The sequence below is a fragment of the Ruegeria sp. EL01 genome, assembly GCF_900313035.1.
In the GTDB taxonomy this organism is placed as follows: domain Bacteria; phylum Pseudomonadota; class Alphaproteobacteria; order Rhodobacterales; family Rhodobacteraceae; genus Ruegeria.
The window spans coordinates 119,948-135,392 of sequence record NZ_OMPS01000048.1 but is presented as its reverse complement, the minus strand read 5'-3'; the positions used below and the strand labels follow the sequence as shown (position 1 = coordinate 135,392).

19 protein-coding genes are annotated in these 15,445 nt (G+C 56.4%); 9 read left to right on the top strand and 10 right to left on the bottom strand.

Annotated elements, in window-relative coordinates; genetic code table 11:
- Positions 1-702 (bottom strand): NUDIX hydrolase, encoded by a 702-nt coding sequence (locus D9K61_RS24800; RefSeq protein WP_120635887.1) that lies wholly within the window; start codon positions 700-702, stop codon positions 1-3.
- Positions 703-727: 25 nt separating this feature from the next.
- Positions 728-1,126 carry a DUF983 domain-containing protein gene (locus tag D9K61_RS24795; RefSeq protein ID WP_120635886.1) on the bottom strand — a complete coding sequence of 133 codons (399 nt, stop codon included), beginning with the start codon at positions 1,124-1,126 and terminating at the stop codon, positions 728-730.
- Between the two features lie 222 nt (positions 1,127-1,348).
- Here D9K61_RS24795 and D9K61_RS24785 point away from each other — a divergent pair, with 222 nt between their 5' ends.
- Genes D9K61_RS24785 through D9K61_RS24770 form a run of 4 tightly spaced genes read left to right on the top strand, consistent with a single transcriptional unit; the run spans position 1,349 to position 3,253 of the window.
- On the top strand, positions 1,349-1,816 hold the full coding sequence (locus tag D9K61_RS24785; RefSeq protein ID WP_120635884.1) for an EF-hand domain-containing protein: 468 nt from the start codon (positions 1,349-1,351) through the stop codon (positions 1,814-1,816).
- 6 nt (positions 1,817-1,822) lie between these two features.
- Positions 1,823-2,437 carry an RNA polymerase sigma factor gene (locus D9K61_RS24780; RefSeq protein WP_120635883.1) on the top strand — a complete coding sequence of 205 codons (615 nt, stop codon included), beginning with the start codon at positions 1,823-1,825 and terminating at the stop codon, positions 2,435-2,437.
- Entirely contained in the window at positions 2,430-2,783 is a 354-nt protein-coding gene (locus D9K61_RS24775; RefSeq protein ID WP_120636182.1) for a hypothetical protein, read from the top strand. Before D9K61_RS24780 ends, D9K61_RS24775 begins: the two co-directional genes overlap by 8 nt.
- Positions 2,780-3,253 (top strand): periplasmic heavy metal sensor, encoded by a 474-nt coding sequence (locus D9K61_RS24770; RefSeq protein ID WP_120635882.1) that lies wholly within the window; start codon positions 2,780-2,782, stop codon positions 3,251-3,253. Before D9K61_RS24775 ends, D9K61_RS24770 begins: the two co-directional genes overlap by 4 nt.
- Before the next feature lie 5 nt (positions 3,254-3,258).
- Here D9K61_RS24770 and D9K61_RS24765 read toward each other — a convergent pair whose 3' ends face one another.
- Positions 3,259-4,653, bottom strand: coding sequence for a diguanylate cyclase (locus D9K61_RS24765; protein WP_120635881.1), 1,395 nt, complete (start codon positions 4,651-4,653; stop codon positions 3,259-3,261).
- An 88-nt stretch (positions 4,654-4,741) separates the two neighbouring features.
- On the opposite strand from D9K61_RS24765, the gene D9K61_RS24760 reads away from it, so the two are divergent.
- The 5 genes from D9K61_RS24760 to D9K61_RS24740 all read left to right on the top strand — a co-directional run bounded on the left by D9K61_RS24760 (position 4,742) and on the right by D9K61_RS24740 (position 9,123).
- Positions 4,742-5,026 (top strand): DUF3572 domain-containing protein, encoded by a 285-nt coding sequence (locus D9K61_RS24760; RefSeq protein ID WP_120635880.1) that lies wholly within the window; start codon positions 4,742-4,744, stop codon positions 5,024-5,026.
- 26 nt (positions 5,027-5,052) lie between these two features.
- Positions 5,053-5,760 carry an HAD family hydrolase gene (locus D9K61_RS24755; protein ID WP_120635879.1) on the top strand — a complete coding sequence of 236 codons (708 nt, stop codon included), beginning with the start codon at positions 5,053-5,055 and terminating at the stop codon, positions 5,758-5,760.
- Positions 5,761-5,865: 105 nt separating this feature from the next.
- The gene (locus D9K61_RS24750) at positions 5,866-7,425 is read left to right on the top strand and encodes a trimethylamine methyltransferase family protein (RefSeq protein ID WP_120635878.1); all 1,560 of its coding nucleotides are present in this window, start codon (positions 5,866-5,868) and stop codon (positions 7,423-7,425) included.
- A 121-nt stretch (positions 7,426-7,546) separates the two neighbouring features.
- On the top strand, positions 7,547-8,134 hold the full coding sequence (locus tag D9K61_RS24745; RefSeq protein WP_120635877.1) for a heme NO-binding domain-containing protein: 588 nt from the start codon (positions 7,547-7,549) through the stop codon (positions 8,132-8,134).
- The gene (locus D9K61_RS24740; RefSeq protein WP_120635876.1) at positions 8,131-9,123 is read left to right on the top strand and encodes a GGDEF domain-containing protein; all 993 of its coding nucleotides are present in this window, start codon (positions 8,131-8,133) and stop codon (positions 9,121-9,123) included. Before D9K61_RS24745 ends, D9K61_RS24740 begins: the two co-directional genes overlap by 4 nt.
- A gap of 43 nt (positions 9,124-9,166) precedes the next feature.
- Here the strand turns inward: D9K61_RS24740 and D9K61_RS24735 are convergent, their stop codons facing one another.
- The 7 genes from D9K61_RS24735 to D9K61_RS24705 all read right to left on the bottom strand — a co-directional run bounded on the left by D9K61_RS24735 (position 9,167) and on the right by D9K61_RS24705 (position 15,439).
- Positions 9,167-9,865: a CbiX/SirB N-terminal domain-containing protein gene (locus D9K61_RS24735; protein WP_120635875.1), complete on the bottom strand. Its 699-nt coding sequence runs from the start codon at positions 9,863-9,865 to the stop codon at positions 9,167-9,169.
- A gap of 72 nt (positions 9,866-9,937) precedes the next feature.
- Positions 9,938-10,870, bottom strand: coding sequence for an AEC family transporter (locus D9K61_RS24730; RefSeq protein ID WP_120635874.1), 933 nt, complete (start codon positions 10,868-10,870; stop codon positions 9,938-9,940).
- Positions 10,871-10,927: 57 nt separating this feature from the next.
- A complete protein-coding gene (locus D9K61_RS24725) occupies positions 10,928-11,725 on the bottom strand; it encodes an MBL fold metallo-hydrolase (protein WP_120635873.1) in 798 nt (265 codons plus the stop codon).
- Positions 11,722-12,528: a TatD family hydrolase gene (locus D9K61_RS24720; RefSeq protein ID WP_120635872.1), complete on the bottom strand. Its 807-nt coding sequence runs from the start codon at positions 12,526-12,528 to the stop codon at positions 11,722-11,724. The genes D9K61_RS24725 and D9K61_RS24720 overlap by 4 nt, the downstream gene beginning before the upstream one ends.
- The gene (locus tag D9K61_RS24715) at positions 12,525-13,646 is read right to left on the bottom strand and encodes a DNA polymerase III subunit delta' (RefSeq protein WP_120635871.1); all 1,122 of its coding nucleotides are present in this window, start codon (positions 13,644-13,646) and stop codon (positions 12,525-12,527) included. Before D9K61_RS24715 ends, D9K61_RS24720 begins: the two co-directional genes overlap by 4 nt.
- Positions 13,647-13,649: 3 nt before the next feature.
- Positions 13,650-14,276, bottom strand: a complete 627-nt coding sequence (tmk, locus tag D9K61_RS24710; protein WP_120635870.1) for a dTMP kinase — start codon at positions 14,274-14,276, stop codon at positions 13,650-13,652.
- Positions 14,273-15,439 (bottom strand): D-alanyl-D-alanine carboxypeptidase family protein, encoded by a 1,167-nt coding sequence (locus tag D9K61_RS24705; RefSeq protein WP_120635869.1) that lies wholly within the window; start codon positions 15,437-15,439, stop codon positions 14,273-14,275. Before D9K61_RS24705 ends, tmk begins: the two co-directional genes overlap by 4 nt.
- Positions 15,440-15,445: the final 6 nt, after the last annotated feature.

Here is a 15,445-nt window from a genome sequence, read left to right as displayed (position 1 = left end):
TCAGTCAATCTCGGGCATGGGATACCCTTTGAGCCGTAGAAACAGGCTCTGCTCTTCTTTGTTTAGATAAAATGGGACGGATTCGGGTGGTTCCGGGTCCGAGATACGATCCGCGATCTCGGCCAGAACAACCTCGGTTATGAACGGCAGGTCCAGATCGCGTGCTCTATCCAGTTTAACCCATTGCAAATGGGAAAGCTCGTCCGAGGCGTGGCTGAAATCGTCCAGATCGCCTTGTATCGCACCTGCATCGACCAGAAAGAAACGGGCGTCGAACCGGCGTGGACGACCCGGTGGCGTGACAGCGCGAAACACAAACTGCAATGCAGCCGCAGATGGCAGGAACCCTTTTTGGGCAAAGCTTTGCCAGTCGGTCGGCGCAGTCTGAGGCCATGATCCCGGCTGGCCCAGAATCAGGCCTGTTTCTTCCCATAACTCCCGAATAGCGGCGGCAGCCAATGCACCCTGCATGCCGTGTTCGGATTTCTCAGAAAGACGCTCATGACACAAATCAGGAAGCGGGGTGGCCAATGGCACGTCAGTATCAGCTGGATCAACGGCGCCACCCGGAAAGACAAACTTGTTAGGCATGAAGGCCGCTTTTGCACCACGCTGACCCATTAGGATCGAAGGGTCAGTCATGCGATCACGCAGCACAATGACTGTGGCTGCGTTCCGGATTGCGGTTTTGTCTATGGTCATGCCCTGCCTGATCTGCCCGTCGACGTTACGAGGATTTTTCAAACCCGTTCATTCGCCGCGCCCATTGATAAGCAACAACGGCCCCCTTTAGGCGCGGGAGAAGAAAGAGGGACAGTGCAACGCAAGCGATCGACAAGCTGATGGCCATTGTCCATGGATCAGGGCGCCAATGTACATATGACACGTGCAGGGCTGGTGCCAACAAATGCCCGACCAGCAAGATCGTCAAATAGGCAGGTCCATCATCGGCGCGATGATGGAACAACTCTTCTCCACAGTTCGCGCAGGTGTCATTGACTTTCAGGTAGCTGTGCAAAATCTTGCCCTCGCCACAACTTGGGCATTTGCACCGAAACCCTTTGACCAGAGCAGGCCATGTCGGACGCTCATTTTCGGTCGTCGTGTCGATCGTTTGATCCATCATAATACAACTCGCGCATTCATGTTTGACAGATAGTGCGCCTGATTTGGTGGATAATAAAGGGGGGTGCGTCGCTTTGCGCCGCCCGGTTGAGCGAAAACAATAAAGGTGCATTGCCGGGCGAGCCGAAAAGATTTTTCTTTTTTGCGACGGAAACCCGCAGGTGCCGCGTTTGAATAGATATGAGCAGCGGCAATAAGGTCGCGCCAGCAAGGGAAAACCGATATGAAAAACGCAAAGTTCATTCCGGCCATAGTTCTTTCGGCGGTCGCAATCACAGGCACATCCGTTTTGGCGGCAGGTCCAAAAGACCGCGAACCAGTGTCTTTCGAGGAACTTGACGCCAATGGTGATGGCCAAGTGACACAGGAAGAGATGCAGGCCCAACGCAGCCAGCGTTTCGCCAATGCCGACACCGATGGGGACGGTCAGTTAAGCGTCGAAGAAGTACAGGCGGCCCGACAGCAACGCACCAATGACCGCGTCGCGAAGATGTTCGAAAAACACGACGCCAACAACGATGGATATCTGAGCGAAGACGAGTTGCCGAAACAGCGCCGGGCTGACAAGATGTTTGACCGGATCGATGCGGACAACAGCGGTGGGATCTCGGAACAGGAATTTGCCGATGCAAAGGACAAGATGGGCCGTCACAAAAAGAAACATGATGCGGCGGATTCTGACAATAACTGATGCAGGATGGAGGATCTGACCTCCCACCCGCAAGATGTTCGCGGCGTTGATGTCGCCGCGAACGACCTCAGCGACGATATGTTGCTGAGGCGCTTTGCCGATGGTGATGCCGGGGTGGCGCGCGTTTTGACAGATCGCCTGGGACCACGCAGTTTTTCGGTTGCTTTGCGTATGCTAGGGAACCGTGCCGAGGCCGAAGATGTAACACAGGACGCGATGATGCGGCTTTGGCAGATGGCGCCGGAATGGGTGCCGGGAACCGCCAAAGTGTCAACATGGCTGTATCGCGTGACCTTGAATCTGTGTGTCGATATCCGGCGCAAGAAAAAGCCTGACAGCTTGTCAGATGTGCCCGAGCCCGAAGACGGCAAGGCCAGCGTGGTTGACCGATTGCAGGATGAGGCCCGCAAAGATGCACTACAGCTGGCTTTGGCGGAATTGCCGGAACGGCAACGACAGGCGGTGGTCTTGCGCCATATCGAAGAATTGCCCAACCCCGAGATCGCCGGGATCATGGGTATTTCAGTCGAAGCGGTCGAAAGCCTGACGGCACGTGGAAAACGATCTTTGGCTGCGATACTAGCCGATCGACGAGATGAATTGGGGTATGACGATGGCTGATGAAGACCTGAAACTGGATCATCTGTTTGCCGACGCAAGGCGAGATCGCCCAACGCTGTCCAATGATTTGGTTGTGCGTATCCAAACCGACGCCGAAGCGGTTCGGTTGGAAGCTTTGAATCCAAAGACGCCCCCAAGGCGCAATGTTTGGGCGCGGTTTTTTGAGACTATTGGTGGGTGGCAAGGCTTTGGCGGTCTAGTCGCGGCCAGCGCGGCTGGCGTCTGGATCGGCTTTGCAGCCCCGACATTCTTGCCCGATCCGGCCAATCTGCTGACGTCGCAGGATACAAGTTATCTGGTGGCTGACCTCGGATTTGATACGAGTTTTCTGGAGAATACGGAATGAGCGCTGAACCCAAAACAAAACGGCGATGGATGTCAGGGTTGCTGATCGTGTCGCTGGCCCTGAATCTGTTGATAGTTGGTGTTGCCGTCGGAACGGTCCTGCGTGTGAAGGGCAGTGATCACGCCAAGGTTCCGCCGGGCTTTGGACCGGCACTTTACCGCGCGTTTCCTAAAGAACATCGCAAAGCAATGCGGGGTGAATTGTCCGGTCTGCACGGGGAAGGTTCAAAGGCACGAACTCAGGGGTTTGAAGCGATCAGCCGGGCATTGCGCGCTGTACCGTTCGATCCCAATGCGGTTGAAGCACTGCTGCAGCAACAGGCTCAGGCAACAGCAGATCTGCAATCTGCTTTACAGGCGCAGTGGCTGACCCGGATCACTGCAATGAGCGACGACGAACGTCAGGATTATGCCGACCGCCTGCAAGAGGTGATCCAGAAGGGTCCGCATTCGCGCAAGAAAAGGGACTAATGGGGTCAGGCCGCGTTCTGCCTGACCCATACCTGATTGCGTCCGGCGCGCTTTGCGGCATACAGCGCTTTGTCGGCGCATTTTATTATTTTTTCAAAAGGTTGGGGATCTTCTGTCGGCCCTGCTGGGTTCGACAGTTTCAGTCCCACGCTGATCGTGACAGAGATCGGATCTTGTTGATCGGGCAGATGAAAAGGTTCATTGCAGATGCAGTCGCAAATCGCCTCTGCAAGCTTCAATACCGCATCTCGAGGCAAATCTGACGTACCGATCATAAACTCTTCTCCGCCAATCCGAGCGATGAAACCGTTTGATCCCAGGACGTTCTGCATACGCTCAGCCGCCTGAGACAGAACAAAGTCACCGCTTGCGTGCCCAAAGCGATCATTGATTGTTTTGAAATGATCGAGATCCGCGAGCATGACGGCGAAGCCTTGTCCGGAGTGCATGGATTCACGCGTAATCTGATCCATTGCGCGCATCGCGTAGCGACGATTGTTCAGGCCGGTCAGTGGGTCAATCCAGGATTCCGCAATACCTTGACGCAATGACGCGCGCATCTGGTCGATCCGGGATTTGCGGGCAATCTGGTTTTCCAGCCGCAGCTCTATCTCTTCTGCACAAAACCCACCCAAACATACGGCGTCGGCGCCGCGGTCCAGTACCTCGGAGGCCATGGAGGCGTTGTTATCCTTCAATACACCAATCAAAACAGTGTGCCGCGTTGCGCTGCGCGATCTGAGATCGGTCAGGATGTTCAGCCCGTAGGGACTTGCATCCAGTTCGACCACTATTGCGTCCGGAATTGACCCAGACAACACGCCGTTGAAGTTTGACCGAGTGTGCCAGGAAATCTGATGTCGGCTTTCATCGGATAACGCCTTTTGCCAGGCTGCACCCGTTCGCGCGGTCTGTGCCAGAATGTCTACTCGGGCCACTTGGGGAGGCGTGATCAATGCGGTGTTGGGTTCCGCAAATCCGATTGATTGGGCCCCGTTGTCGACCTGCAATTCCTGCGTGTCTGCCTGCACGCGCAGCAAGCTTCGGATACGAGCCAACAGCAGCGCATCTTTGTAAGGATGCGTCAGCACATCATCCAGCCCATCCGCCAATGCACGCAGACGCGCCTCATTATCGTTCTGGGGTGCAATCGCGACAACGGGAACGTCGACGAGGTCTGGCTGTTTTGTGATCAGCTTCTTGACGTCTGCCGCAGTGCCATCGGGCAATGTCAGCGCTGTCAGCACCAAGTCTGGCCGGGTCCGCCGCACCAGCGATGTCAATCCCTTGAGCTTTTCACCCTGAACCACGTGATACCATGCCGCAGTCAGCTGAACCTTCAGCATAATGCGGTTGGTCGATACCCCATCAAGGACAAGGATGGTTCCCTGCACGGACATAGTTGCTCACCATTGACTGCATGCGTGAACAAAGTGTTTATGAGTCTGGTTAATAAACCCTTTCCAAAACCGATCCTGAGGCTCGTTTATGCCGATCTCCACCGATTCCGCCGAAACATTGGCGCTGACAGCCCTTGCATGGCTTGTCGGTAACGATGAATTGCTACCTGTCTTTCTGGGGTCGACAGGTGCTGCAGCAGAAGACCTGCGAGAACGGGCCGGGGATCCGGATTTTGCGGTGTCTGTTCTGGATTTTCTGATGCTTGACGATTCCTGGATCTTGGCGTTTTGTGACACCAATTCGATCCCCTACGACAGGCCCGCTCAGGCGCGCGCGGTTTTGTCTGGCAGTGCCGACACGCACTGGACCTGAACCGATAGATTTTGCAGGAGCACCCAATGCCAATTGACGCCATCGTCTTCGACAAGGACGGTACTTTGTTCGATTTTGCGAACACATGGGGAGCGTTTGGACGCTCCATGCTGCTGCGCCTGAGCAACCGAGATGAAACACGCGCGGCCGAACTCGGCAAAGTCATCGGTTTCGATTTCCAGCAGCAGCGTTATGCCGAAGACAGTATCGTGATCGCCGCCACCGTGGACGAAATCGCTGAAGTTCTGGTTCCGCATATCGAAGGCATGTTACTTGGTGAACTGATTGAGCTGATGAACGCCGAAGCAGCGACGATCCCACAAGCGCCGGCCACCCCTTTGGGTCCGTTGCTGGAGCGGCTGCAAAACTCGGGGATCAAGCTGGGGATTGCGACAAATGACAGTGAACACCCCGCGCTCCAGCATTTGGAATCCGCCGGGGTTCGACAGCATTTCGACTTTGTTGCTGGCTATGACAGTGGTCACGGATTCAAGCCTGGTCCGGGCCAATTGCTGGCCTTTGCGACCCATGTCGGCGTTGACCCGGCGCGTATCGCGATGGTGGGCGACAGCCTGCACGATCTGCAAGCCGGGCGTGCGGCAGGCATGACCACAATCGGTGTTTTGACCGGTCTGGCCCCGGCTGGTGCGCTAGCGCCGATGGCGGATGTGGTGCTGCCGGACATTGGGCACATTCCTGATTGGTTGGTGGAAAACCAACACGCCAAACTTTGAATTCGGCAATCGGATCGTAAAAACCGACACACTCTGTCGCAGACAGAGCGGCTTGATGCCCGTCTTCGGGGCTTGCTTGGACAAAAGCAAACGCAGGAGGCGACGATGGCCGACACCAAAACACGCAAACGTCGGGGCGGAGGACGTGCAGGGGCAGCCGCCCGCAGAGGCTCCGCGGCCATTGATCAAATGCCTTGGAACCCACCGATCAACATCGACGATCCCACCGAGCCTTTGGATCAGGCCGGGGTCGAGGCAATCCATGACGGGGCGATGCGCATCCTCGAAGAAATCGGCATCGAGTTCTACAATGAAGAGGCCATCGGTATCCTGCGAGAAGCGGGCTGTACGATAGAAGGCGACAACGTCCGCATGGGGCGTGACTTCGTGATGGAAATGGTGGCGAAGGCGCCAAGCCAGTTTTCGATTACGCCCAGAAATCCTGCGCGAAAGATCGAAATTGGTGGCAAGAACCTACTGTTTGGAAATGTTTCGTCGCCGCCGAATTACTGGGACATGGAAATCGGAACCAAAGTCCCTGGCAATCGTGAGATGTGTCGAAACCTTTTGAAGCTGACGCAGTACTTCAACTGCATCCATTTCGCGGGCGGCTACCCGGTCGAACCTGTCGATATCCATGCAAGCGTGCGCCATCTGGATGTGCTCTATGACAAGCTGACGCTGACGGACAAAACGATGCACGCTTACTCGTTGGGGAAAGAACGGGTTGAAGATGTCATAGAGATGGTGCGCATTGCCGGTGGTCACAGCCATGAGGAGTTCGAGGCGGCGCCGCGGATGTACACCAACATCAATTCGACCTCACCACTGAAACATGACCATCCAATGATCGACGGTTGCCTGCGTCTGGCGCGCCGTGGACAGGCCATCGTAGTGACCCCGTTTACGCTGGCCGGGGCCATGGCGCCGGTCACAATGGCCGGTGCGGTCGCTCAGTCTTTGGCCGAAGCGTTGTGCGCCATTGCGTTATTCCAATATGTGCGCCCGGGCATACCTTGTGTAATCGGTACGTTCACGTCGAATGTGGACATGAAGTCTGGCGCACCTGCTTTTGGCACACCGGAATACATGCGCTCGACCCAGATGACGGGGCAGATGGCGCGGTATTATGGGTTACCAATGCGGTCCTCTGGTGTCTGTGCAGCGAATGTGCCGGATGGGCAATCGGTGTGGGAAACTTCGAATTCGCTTTGGGCGGCTGTGCAATCAGGTACGAATATGGTTTATCACGCGGCGGGTTGGCTTGAAGGTGGGCTGATTGCAAGCCCCGAAAAGTTTATCATGGATTGCGAAATCCTTCAGCAAATTCAGCGCTATATGGATCCCGCACTGACGGCAACGGGGCCGGATGAAATTGCGTTGGATGCCATTCGTTCGGTTGGAAACGATGGCCATTTCTTTGGAATCCAGCACACGCAGGACCGCTACACCTCAGCCTTTTACCAACCCTTCCTGAGCGATTGGAAAAACTACGAAGGATGGGACGTTGCGGGAGGTATCTGGACCGCGGAACGGGCGCACCACATGTTCAAAGAGATTATCTCGAGCTTTGAACCGCCTGCTATTGATGATGGGATCCGAGACGAGCTTGCCGATTTCGTCGCACGCCGAAAAGCCGAAGGGGGAGCGCCTACGGATTTCTAGCGATCACTGGATTGGTGTCGCTCTGATACTCGGTTGCATTCGCGGTATCTTGGGGGCGATTTTGGCTGTTTGTTAAGGTTTGTCGGATCAAAATTGAGATGCAATTAATCTGAGGCATCTCATGCATGGTCTGATCAACCGGGCGATTCAGTCTTTTGTATGCGCAACTTATGGGCAGTCTTGCTGGTTGCGCGTTACCGAGGCGGCAGAGCTGGGGTTTGTCGAATTCGAGGCGATGCTCGGCTACGATGATGATGTATCCACTCGTGTCATGGACATGTTGAGCGCGGAACTTGGTCGTCCGAAGGCGGAAATCCAGGAGGATGTCGGAACCTATCTTGTGTCTCACCCAAACATGGAAGGATTGCGCCGTCTGCTGCGGTTTGGCGGTGGAAGCTATGTGGAGTTTCTGCATTCTCTCGACGACTTATCGGATCGTGTCAGATTGGCTGTTTCCGACCTCGCCCTGCCTGCACTTGAACTGCGAGAGCTGTCCACGACAGAGTTTCAACTGTTTTGCGACCCGGGGTTGTTCGGTTACTCAAGCGTCATGGTGGGCGTGCTGCGCGCAATGGCTGACGACTATGGTGCGCTGGTGATGCTGTCGCATGACGGGGAGGACGAAACCGTCGACATGATTTCGGTAACGCTGGTGGAAAGCGCATTTGCCGAAGGGCGCCATTTTGATTTGGGGGCGCGTGCAGAATGATGAACACCCAAGATTTGGGGGGCCTTCTGGACACTCTTTGCCCGATGTTCCTTCTGGTAGATGAGAAAGGGCACATTCGACAGGCAGGGTCGACCCTGCAAAAGCTGCGCCCCGACGTCCCCTTAGTTGGCACAGACTTTCTGGATGTCTTTGAGTTGATCCGCCCCCGAACGGTCACAACGATTCCTGCGCTTATGTCGATGGCTGGTGCGAAGCTGCACCTCAAGTTCCATGATGAACCGCGCACCGCCCTGAAAGGATTGGTCGCTCCGTTACCGGGGGGCGAAGGGGCAGTCATCAACCTGTCTTTCGGCATATCGATCTTGGACGCGGTTCGTGACTATGCCCTGACAAGCGCAGATTTCTCGGGCACCGATCTGGCCATCGAACTTCTGTACTTGGTCGAGGCGAAATCTGCGGCGATGGAGGCGTCACGGTCTCTGAATCTCAGGCTTCAGGGGGCCATGCTCGCCGCTGAGGAACAGGCCTATACCGACACGTTGACAGGTCTGAAAAATAGACGGGCTATGGACCATATGCTGGGGCATCTGATTTCGTCCAACTCCAGTTTTGCTCTGATGCACTTGGATCTCGATTTCTTCAAATCCGTGAATGACAGGCTGGGCCATGCGGCAGGTGATTTTGTCTTGCAGCAAGCGGCGCGTATCATGGTTGAGGAAACCCGTGGCGATGACACTGTGGCCAGGGTCGGAGGGGATGAGTTTGTTATTATCTTCAAAGGCCTGACACGTGAAGAAATACTGACGTCGGTTGCTGATCGTCTTATCCTCAGGTTGAATGAGCCGATGGTTTTCCAGCAGCAGACCTGCTACGTATCTGCGAGCATTGGGACCGCTGTATCGACGCAGTTCGGGGCGCCAAATGCGGAAGAACTTCTCCATGCGGCCGATCTGGCCCTTTACCAGGCAAAGCGAGACGGACGATCCTGCCATCGTCTTTATTCTAGGCTGTCAAAGGCTCAGCCTTAACAGCGATCGTTTCACCGATAGAAGGGCGCTCGCGCCGCAAGGGCTAAGCTGATTGATGCGCAAGACTTAGTTTCTTGGCGATTTGGAGCTGGATTGGCGGTAGCTCTCCCACCACTGGCAAAACGATCCCCTTGAACTCTGCCCGTTCCAGCTCTTCCGGAACATCCTCCAAAACATGCCCGCCGGTGCATGCAAAAAACGGAAGACACAGGGCCTGCACACCAAATCCGGTGGCGGCTGTCGCAATGGATGGGGCTTCTTCAACAAACCCAACCCGGATTGAGTTGAAGGAAACTGATTGTCCTAGTTTCGACGCAAACTCCGCTGCAACAGCGGAGGGGTTGCGGCTGCGGCCAGAGCCATGTGCCGCTATGACCAGGTCGGTTGAGGCGGCCTCCCATCTCCGGTCAGACAGCGCTGTTTTCAATGCGTGCGCGGCAAGTTCGGGTAATTCAGGATCAATGCCCAGCGGATCTAGAATGCGCAAATCGCGGTCTCCGACGCGTTTCGGCAAAGCACTGGTTACGAACCAGCCTTTCGCCATGAAAAGCGGATAGATCACAGTATCTTCAGGCAGGCTGTCCATCCGTAACTCAAACATGCCTGGCGCAGCTAAAGTAGCGGAATGAACGGATACATCTGTTGTCAAAGCGTCAACCTTGGAAGCAAATCCCGCAAGCGCTGCCTCGGCGGGCTCGGGGTCCGACGGCTGACCATGGGCGACGATGATGGCATGCAACATGCGAAGGCTCCTGTCTAATTGTGCGATAGATGTAACTCTGCCACAAATTGTCAATCCATGCGTCAAGGGGGCTTAGCCCAATAGGGTCAACCAAAGCCAGACGCTTAGAATTGACGCGGCCGTTCCAATCAGCACGGACGAGGCCGCAACACGTTTGGTACGACCATACATGTTGGCAAAAATGTAGGCATTGAAACCCGGTGCCATGGCTGCGTTCAAAACTCCTGATCTGAACAGATCCTGCGGCAAACCCGTGGTCTTTCCGAACATCCAGACCAGACTTGGGTGCAACATCAAGGAGATAGCGCAGACATAGGCAATGGTGCGAAGGTCACCTTCGGGTCTGTATTTGACCAGTACACCCCCTAGCGCAAACAATGCGCCGGGCAGGGCGGCGCGGGTTACCAACCCAAGAGCTTCATCGATAACAGCCGGAATGACCAAGCCTGACAGATTGACCAGAAATCCCAATGCGATCCCTAGGATCAATGCGTTTTTGAACATCGCGGACAACACGGAGCGTGCCATACGCATTCCGCCATGTCCCCGGTTCCGTACCACTTCCATGACGGTGATCCCGACGCCGTAGCAAAAGGGGGAATGGAACGCGATGATCGCGTAGTTGCCGGTCGGGTTCTCAGGGCCATAAGCGCGTTCGGTGATTGGCAAACCCAGCAGGACCGAGTTTGAAAACAGGCAGCAGAACCCGATTGCCACGCAATCTTCCCAGTCTCGTCCAAAGATGATGCGTGCCCCGAACAGGCCGACCGCAAAACATAAGGCGGCAGCCGAATAGAAACTGACCAGCAGTCTTGGATCGAAGCTGGCACTCAGGTCGAGATGCGCAATCGCCAGAAACAGCAGACACGGGATGGCGAAGCCTTGGGTGAACTTCATCAACCCATCGACGTGAACTTCGTTGAAGTACCCTGACCGGGTTGCCGCGTAGCCGGCACCGATAACCAAAAACACCGGCAGGATGACGTCGATCAGACTCTGAAGCATTCCGCCCCCATTGGCAGTGCCCCAGGCGGTGATATCAGGGATGTTCCGGGCAGGGCCTTACAGCGCCTGATGGATCACCATCCCGTCATAGGCGGGGGTGATGTGATCGGGAGTTTCCGCGTCGACCGTCGCGTAGTCGAGATCGATATGCATATTCGTCAGAACAGCGTGCTTGGGTTGCAGCTGCGCAATCCAACCAAGCGTTTTTTCCAGATGCGTATGGGTTGGATGTGGTGAGCGGCGGAGCGCGTCGATGACAAGGCAGTCCAAACCCTCAAGCTCTGGCCATGCTTCGTCATAGATGTCAGCGACATCTGGCAGATACACCAGTTTCCCCATCCGAAATCCCAACGAGTCGATCGAACCGTGGTTCACTTTGAATGGGCGAAACGGGATAGGCCCGCCGGGGCCATCAATTTCGAACGGGCCATCAATGGTTTTCAGGTCCAGAATAGGTGGGTACGGCGAGCCCTCGGGCTGAATAAACGCGTATCCAAAGCGTCCCAACAGCGCATTTTGCGTATCTCCATCAGCCCAGACAGGCACACGGGACTTCATGTTGAACACGATCATGCGCAAATCATCGATGCCATGGACGTGATCGGCATGCGAATGCGTATAGACAACGCCATCCAACCGACCGGTTCCCGAATCCAATAGCTGACCGCGCATATCCGGTGTGGTGTCGATCAGGACTGAGGTTGTCCCCTCTGGTCCGTCACGTTCAACCAGCATCGAGCATCGCCGACGGATATTCCTGGAGTTTTCTGGATCACAAGCACCCCAATGGCCGCCCAAACGGGGGACGCCGCCAGATGACCCGCAGCCCAAAATTGTGCACCGCAGCTTGGTCATGCAGCCGCCTTGAACGCAGCAACCTTGGTGAAAAGACGATCAAAATTGGCCTGTGTCTGGGCCGCGAAGGCAGGGTAATTCATTTCGAAAACCTCTGCCCCTTTTTGTGCCGTATGCGCAGTATAGGCCGGTTCGTTGCGCTTCCCGCGAAAGGGAGGCGGGGCCAGGTAAGGCGCGTCGGTCTCGACCAGAATGCGATCTACCGGCGCGCTGGCAAAAATATCGCGCAATTCCTGGCTTTTGGGGAAAGCCGCGATGCCCGACATGGACAGGTAAAAACCCAAATCCAGAGCGGCCTTGGCCAAACCTGCCGAAGAGGAAAAACAATGCATGACGCAGCTGTAGGGGGCATTGCGGAACTCGTCAGACAAGATGCGAGCCATGTCGTCATCAGCGGCGCGCGCGTGGATAATCAGCGGCAGACCCGTGCGCTGTGCCGCCTCGATGTGAACACGCAATGATTGCTTTTGCACCGCTGCGCTGTCTGCGGTGTAGTGATAGTCCAACCCGCTTTCTCCGATGCCGACGAACTTCGGATGCCGCGCCAGCGCGACCAACTCATCGACGGTTGTCAGTGGTTCCTCAGCGGTGCTCATCGGGTGGGTACCAGCGGCGTAAAACACCGGCGCGTGGGCTTCTGCAATGGCACGAACGGTTGGTTCGTTGCGAAGGCGCGTGCAGATTGTCACCATACGGGTAACGCCAGCCTGCGCGGCGCGGGTGACAATCTCATCCAGTTGCCCGTCGAAATCCGGGAAATCCAGATGGCAATGGCTGTCCGTAATCTGGGGGGTATCGCTCATCTGTTCTGACCGGCGGCTTCCTGTATCTTGAACACCGTATCTAGGACCAAAGCCGCAGGGTCAAGGTTCACCGCCTGACCGTGTCGACCGCGCGCCGTCACAACGGCGGCGACCTCGGCCCAACGGCGTGCTTGATGAGGTGAGGCGGACAAGCGCGTCAGAATTTCAGCCTCGTTCGGTGCAGCTTCGGGTGAGGGCGCCGCGCCGGTTGCCCCTGTCAAAGCCAGTCGTGCCAAAGCGACGTCGATCAACGTCAACAAAAGCTCAAACCGTTCTGCCGCCCCACGCTGGGCTGCCGCCGTGGCCAACGCCAGCGCGCGCTGGCGGTCCATGCGGGGCAAGGTGCCCAGAATTGCGATCAACTCGGCATAAATCTCGAGTCCGCCAAGATTGATCAGGCGCACCGCATCGCCTACCGATCCCGCCGCCAAGGCCGCCAGATGATCCGGTTGTGCGGGTATTTCTGTTTCTGTTTGCGCAAGGGCGGCTTGCACGTCTTCGGGCCCGAGCGGGGACAGGCGCAGCGTGCGGCATCGCGACCGAATGGTTGGTAGCAAGCGCGAGGGCTGATGTGATACCAGCAAAAGCGTCGTACGCGCTGGGGGTTCCTCGAGCATCTTCAAAAGCGCGTTGGCCGCACTGACGTTCAGTTCATCGGCCGCATCGACGATCACAACCCGGCGCCCGCCATCGGCGGATGACAACCCAAAAAACCGCCCGAGTTTGCGGATGTCATCGACGACGATTTCTCCCCTCAGGCGGCCCTGATCGTTCAGTGACCGGGTAATCGCCGCCAGTCCGGGTTCAGCACCCGCCAGTATACGATGGCAAACGGGATGATCGGGGTCGATATCCAGCGTTTCAGGCTGTGGTGGCGCGCCAAACAACCCGCCATCATCTGCCGGAGGTGTGGCGAGAAGAAACCTCGCGATGCGCCACGCCAGAGTAGCCTTGCCCACGCCGCGCGGACCGCTCAGTAGCCAACCGTGGTGCAGCCGATCCGAGTTGTAGGCGGACAAAAAGGCTTGCTCGGCCGCGTCCTGTCCGAAGATGCGGAGTGTTTCGCGCGGGTGTGGCGCGCCGGGCGCCTGATCTGAGGTTGGGGTGTCGTCGCTCATCTTTTATCGCAAGGCTGCTGTGACGATCTTTGTCACATCCCGGGCGACGCTGTCCATGTCCCGATTCCCATTGACGATGCGAAACCGATCTGAAAACTCGTCTGCCAGCGCCAAAAACCCAGCGCGCATCTTACGTTGCAAAGCGGGGCCAAAATCTTCGAACCGTTCTTCCGTACCTTGCCGTCCCTTGGCGCGGGATAGGCCGGTTTCAGGATCCATGTCGATCAAAACTGTCATGTCCGGCTCGCGCTTGATCATCAGGTTGTGCAGCTGATCCACCAACCCACGCAGATCACCGCGCGACAGGCCCTGATACATGCGAGTGCTGTCTGCGAAACGGTCACAGATCACAACTTTGCCCGCAGCCAAAGCAGGCTCGATCGTGCGTTCAAGGTGGTCACGGCGGGCAGCTGTGAACAGCAGTAATTCTGTTTCTGCTGACCATCTGTCAGGATCCCCCTCCAGCACGAGGCTGCGAATTTCTTCGGCCCCGGCAGATCCGCCGGGTTCGCGGGTTAAAACCACCTCTCGACCTATTTCGCGCAGATGCTCGGCAAGCATCCGTGCCTGTGTCGACTTGCCTGATCCATCAATGCCTTCAAAGGTCAGAAACAACCCGCGCTGCGTCACATCGACTCCAGCGGTTTGTTGATAACGTCCTTCAGAACGATGCCCCCAACGGTCAGCATACGCACAAGGAAGCCACCGATTGCCACATCTTCGACCGCAACCAGAGGATGGCGAATCTCTGGTAAATCTTCTGGTTTGATCACAAGTTCGGCCAATTGCTGACCTTTTAAGACCGGGGCGTTGATGGGACCTTCATAGACCACTTCGGCCTGCACGTTCTGGGTGCCCAGAACAGGAAACAGAACCGCTAAGTCGCCTTCAGGCACCAAACCCACTGTCTTCTTTTCGCCCATCCACAGCTTGGCTTCTGCTATTGGCGTTTCCGCGTCGGCAACTGTCCTCTCGACAAAATTTCGAAACGACCAGTTAACCACGGCCTCAGCCTCCTCTGCGCGCTGGGCGGTGCTGTCGAGCCCGGTCAGAACAAAGATTACGCGACGGTCGCCCTGTTTGGCCGAGCCTACGAGACCATAGCCTGCCTCTTGCGTGTGCCCTGTCTTAAGCCCGTCCGCGCCAATATCGAGGCGTAGCAAAGGGTTGCGGTTTCGTGCGTTGGATGGTGCCCGACCATCGAACTCGAAAACCTCTTCGGCAAATAACGGGTAGTATTCCGGGAAATCGGTGATCAGAGCATTGGCCAGGACAGCAAGATCGTGCACGGACATCATGTGCCCCGCTGCGGGCCAGCCGTTTGAATTGGCAAAATTCGAGTTGTTCATGCCCATTTGCTTGGCGCGCTGAGTCATGTAGCGTGCAAAACCAGCCTCGGTCCCGTCAGGGCTGAGCGCTTCTGCGATCACGACACAGGCATCATTGCCCGACAAGACGATGATCCCGCGCAACAGATCTTCGACGCTGACCCGATCCTGGGTGTTTAGAAACATGGTTGAGCCGCCATAGCTCATGGCGTGTTCAGAAACCGGCAGTGTCTCGCTCAATGTCAAACGCCCATCCCGCAACGCCTCGAATGCGACGTAGAGCGTCATGAGTTTGGACATTGATGCAGGTGGCAACGGTTGATCTGCCTCTTTCGACAGCAGAACCGTGCCTGTTGTCTGGTCAATCACATAGGCCGCACGGGCCGAGGTGTCGAACGCATGGGCGGGCAGGGCCAAAATAGCCAGCCCAAGCGCCAAAACGGATGTTCGCAATGAGGATAGCACGCTAAG

Excerpts from the sequence above, each read along its gene's own strand:
- D9K61_RS24740 (WP_120635876.1), top strand. The coding sequence starts at position 8,131 with ATGATGAACACCCAAGATTTGGGGGGCCTTCTGGACACTCTTTGCCCG.
- D9K61_RS24770 (WP_120635882.1), top strand. The coding sequence starts at position 2,780 with ATGAGCGCTGAACCCAAAACAAAACGGCGATGGATGTCAGGGTTGCTG.
- D9K61_RS24795 (WP_120635886.1), bottom strand. The coding sequence starts at position 1,126 with ATGATGGATCAAACGATCGACACGACGACCGAAAATGAGCGTCCGACA.
- D9K61_RS24735 (WP_120635875.1), bottom strand. The coding sequence starts at position 9,865 with ATGTTGCATGCCATCATCGTCGCCCATGGTCAGCCGTCGGACCCCGAG.
- D9K61_RS24720 (WP_120635872.1), bottom strand. The coding sequence starts at position 12,528 with ATGAGCGATACCCCCCAGATTACGGACAGCCATTGCCATCTGGATTTC.
- D9K61_RS24730 (WP_120635874.1), bottom strand. The coding sequence starts at position 10,870 with ATGCTTCAGAGTCTGATCGACGTCATCCTGCCGGTGTTTTTGGTTATC.
- D9K61_RS24780 (WP_120635883.1), top strand. The coding sequence starts at position 1,823 with ATGGAGGATCTGACCTCCCACCCGCAAGATGTTCGCGGCGTTGATGTC.
- D9K61_RS24725 (WP_120635873.1), bottom strand. The coding sequence starts at position 11,725 with ATGACCAAGCTGCGGTGCACAATTTTGGGCTGCGGGTCATCTGGCGGC.
- D9K61_RS24765 (WP_120635881.1), bottom strand. The coding sequence starts at position 4,653 with ATGTCCGTGCAGGGAACCATCCTTGTCCTTGATGGGGTATCGACCAAC.
- D9K61_RS24785 (WP_120635884.1), top strand. The coding sequence starts at position 1,349 with ATGAAAAACGCAAAGTTCATTCCGGCCATAGTTCTTTCGGCGGTCGCA.
- D9K61_RS24745 (WP_120635877.1), top strand. The coding sequence starts at position 7,547 with ATGCATGGTCTGATCAACCGGGCGATTCAGTCTTTTGTATGCGCAACT.
- D9K61_RS24775 (WP_120636182.1), top strand. The coding sequence starts at position 2,430 with ATGGCTGATGAAGACCTGAAACTGGATCATCTGTTTGCCGACGCAAGG.
- D9K61_RS24750 (WP_120635878.1), top strand. The coding sequence starts at position 5,866 with ATGGCCGACACCAAAACACGCAAACGTCGGGGCGGAGGACGTGCAGGG.
- D9K61_RS24715 (WP_120635871.1), bottom strand. The coding sequence starts at position 13,646 with ATGAGCGACGACACCCCAACCTCAGATCAGGCGCCCGGCGCGCCACAC.
- D9K61_RS24800 (WP_120635887.1), bottom strand. The coding sequence starts at position 702 with ATGACCATAGACAAAACCGCAATCCGGAACGCAGCCACAGTCATTGTG.
- D9K61_RS24760 (WP_120635880.1), top strand. The coding sequence starts at position 4,742 with ATGCCGATCTCCACCGATTCCGCCGAAACATTGGCGCTGACAGCCCTT.
- D9K61_RS24755 (WP_120635879.1), top strand. The coding sequence starts at position 5,053 with ATGCCAATTGACGCCATCGTCTTCGACAAGGACGGTACTTTGTTCGAT.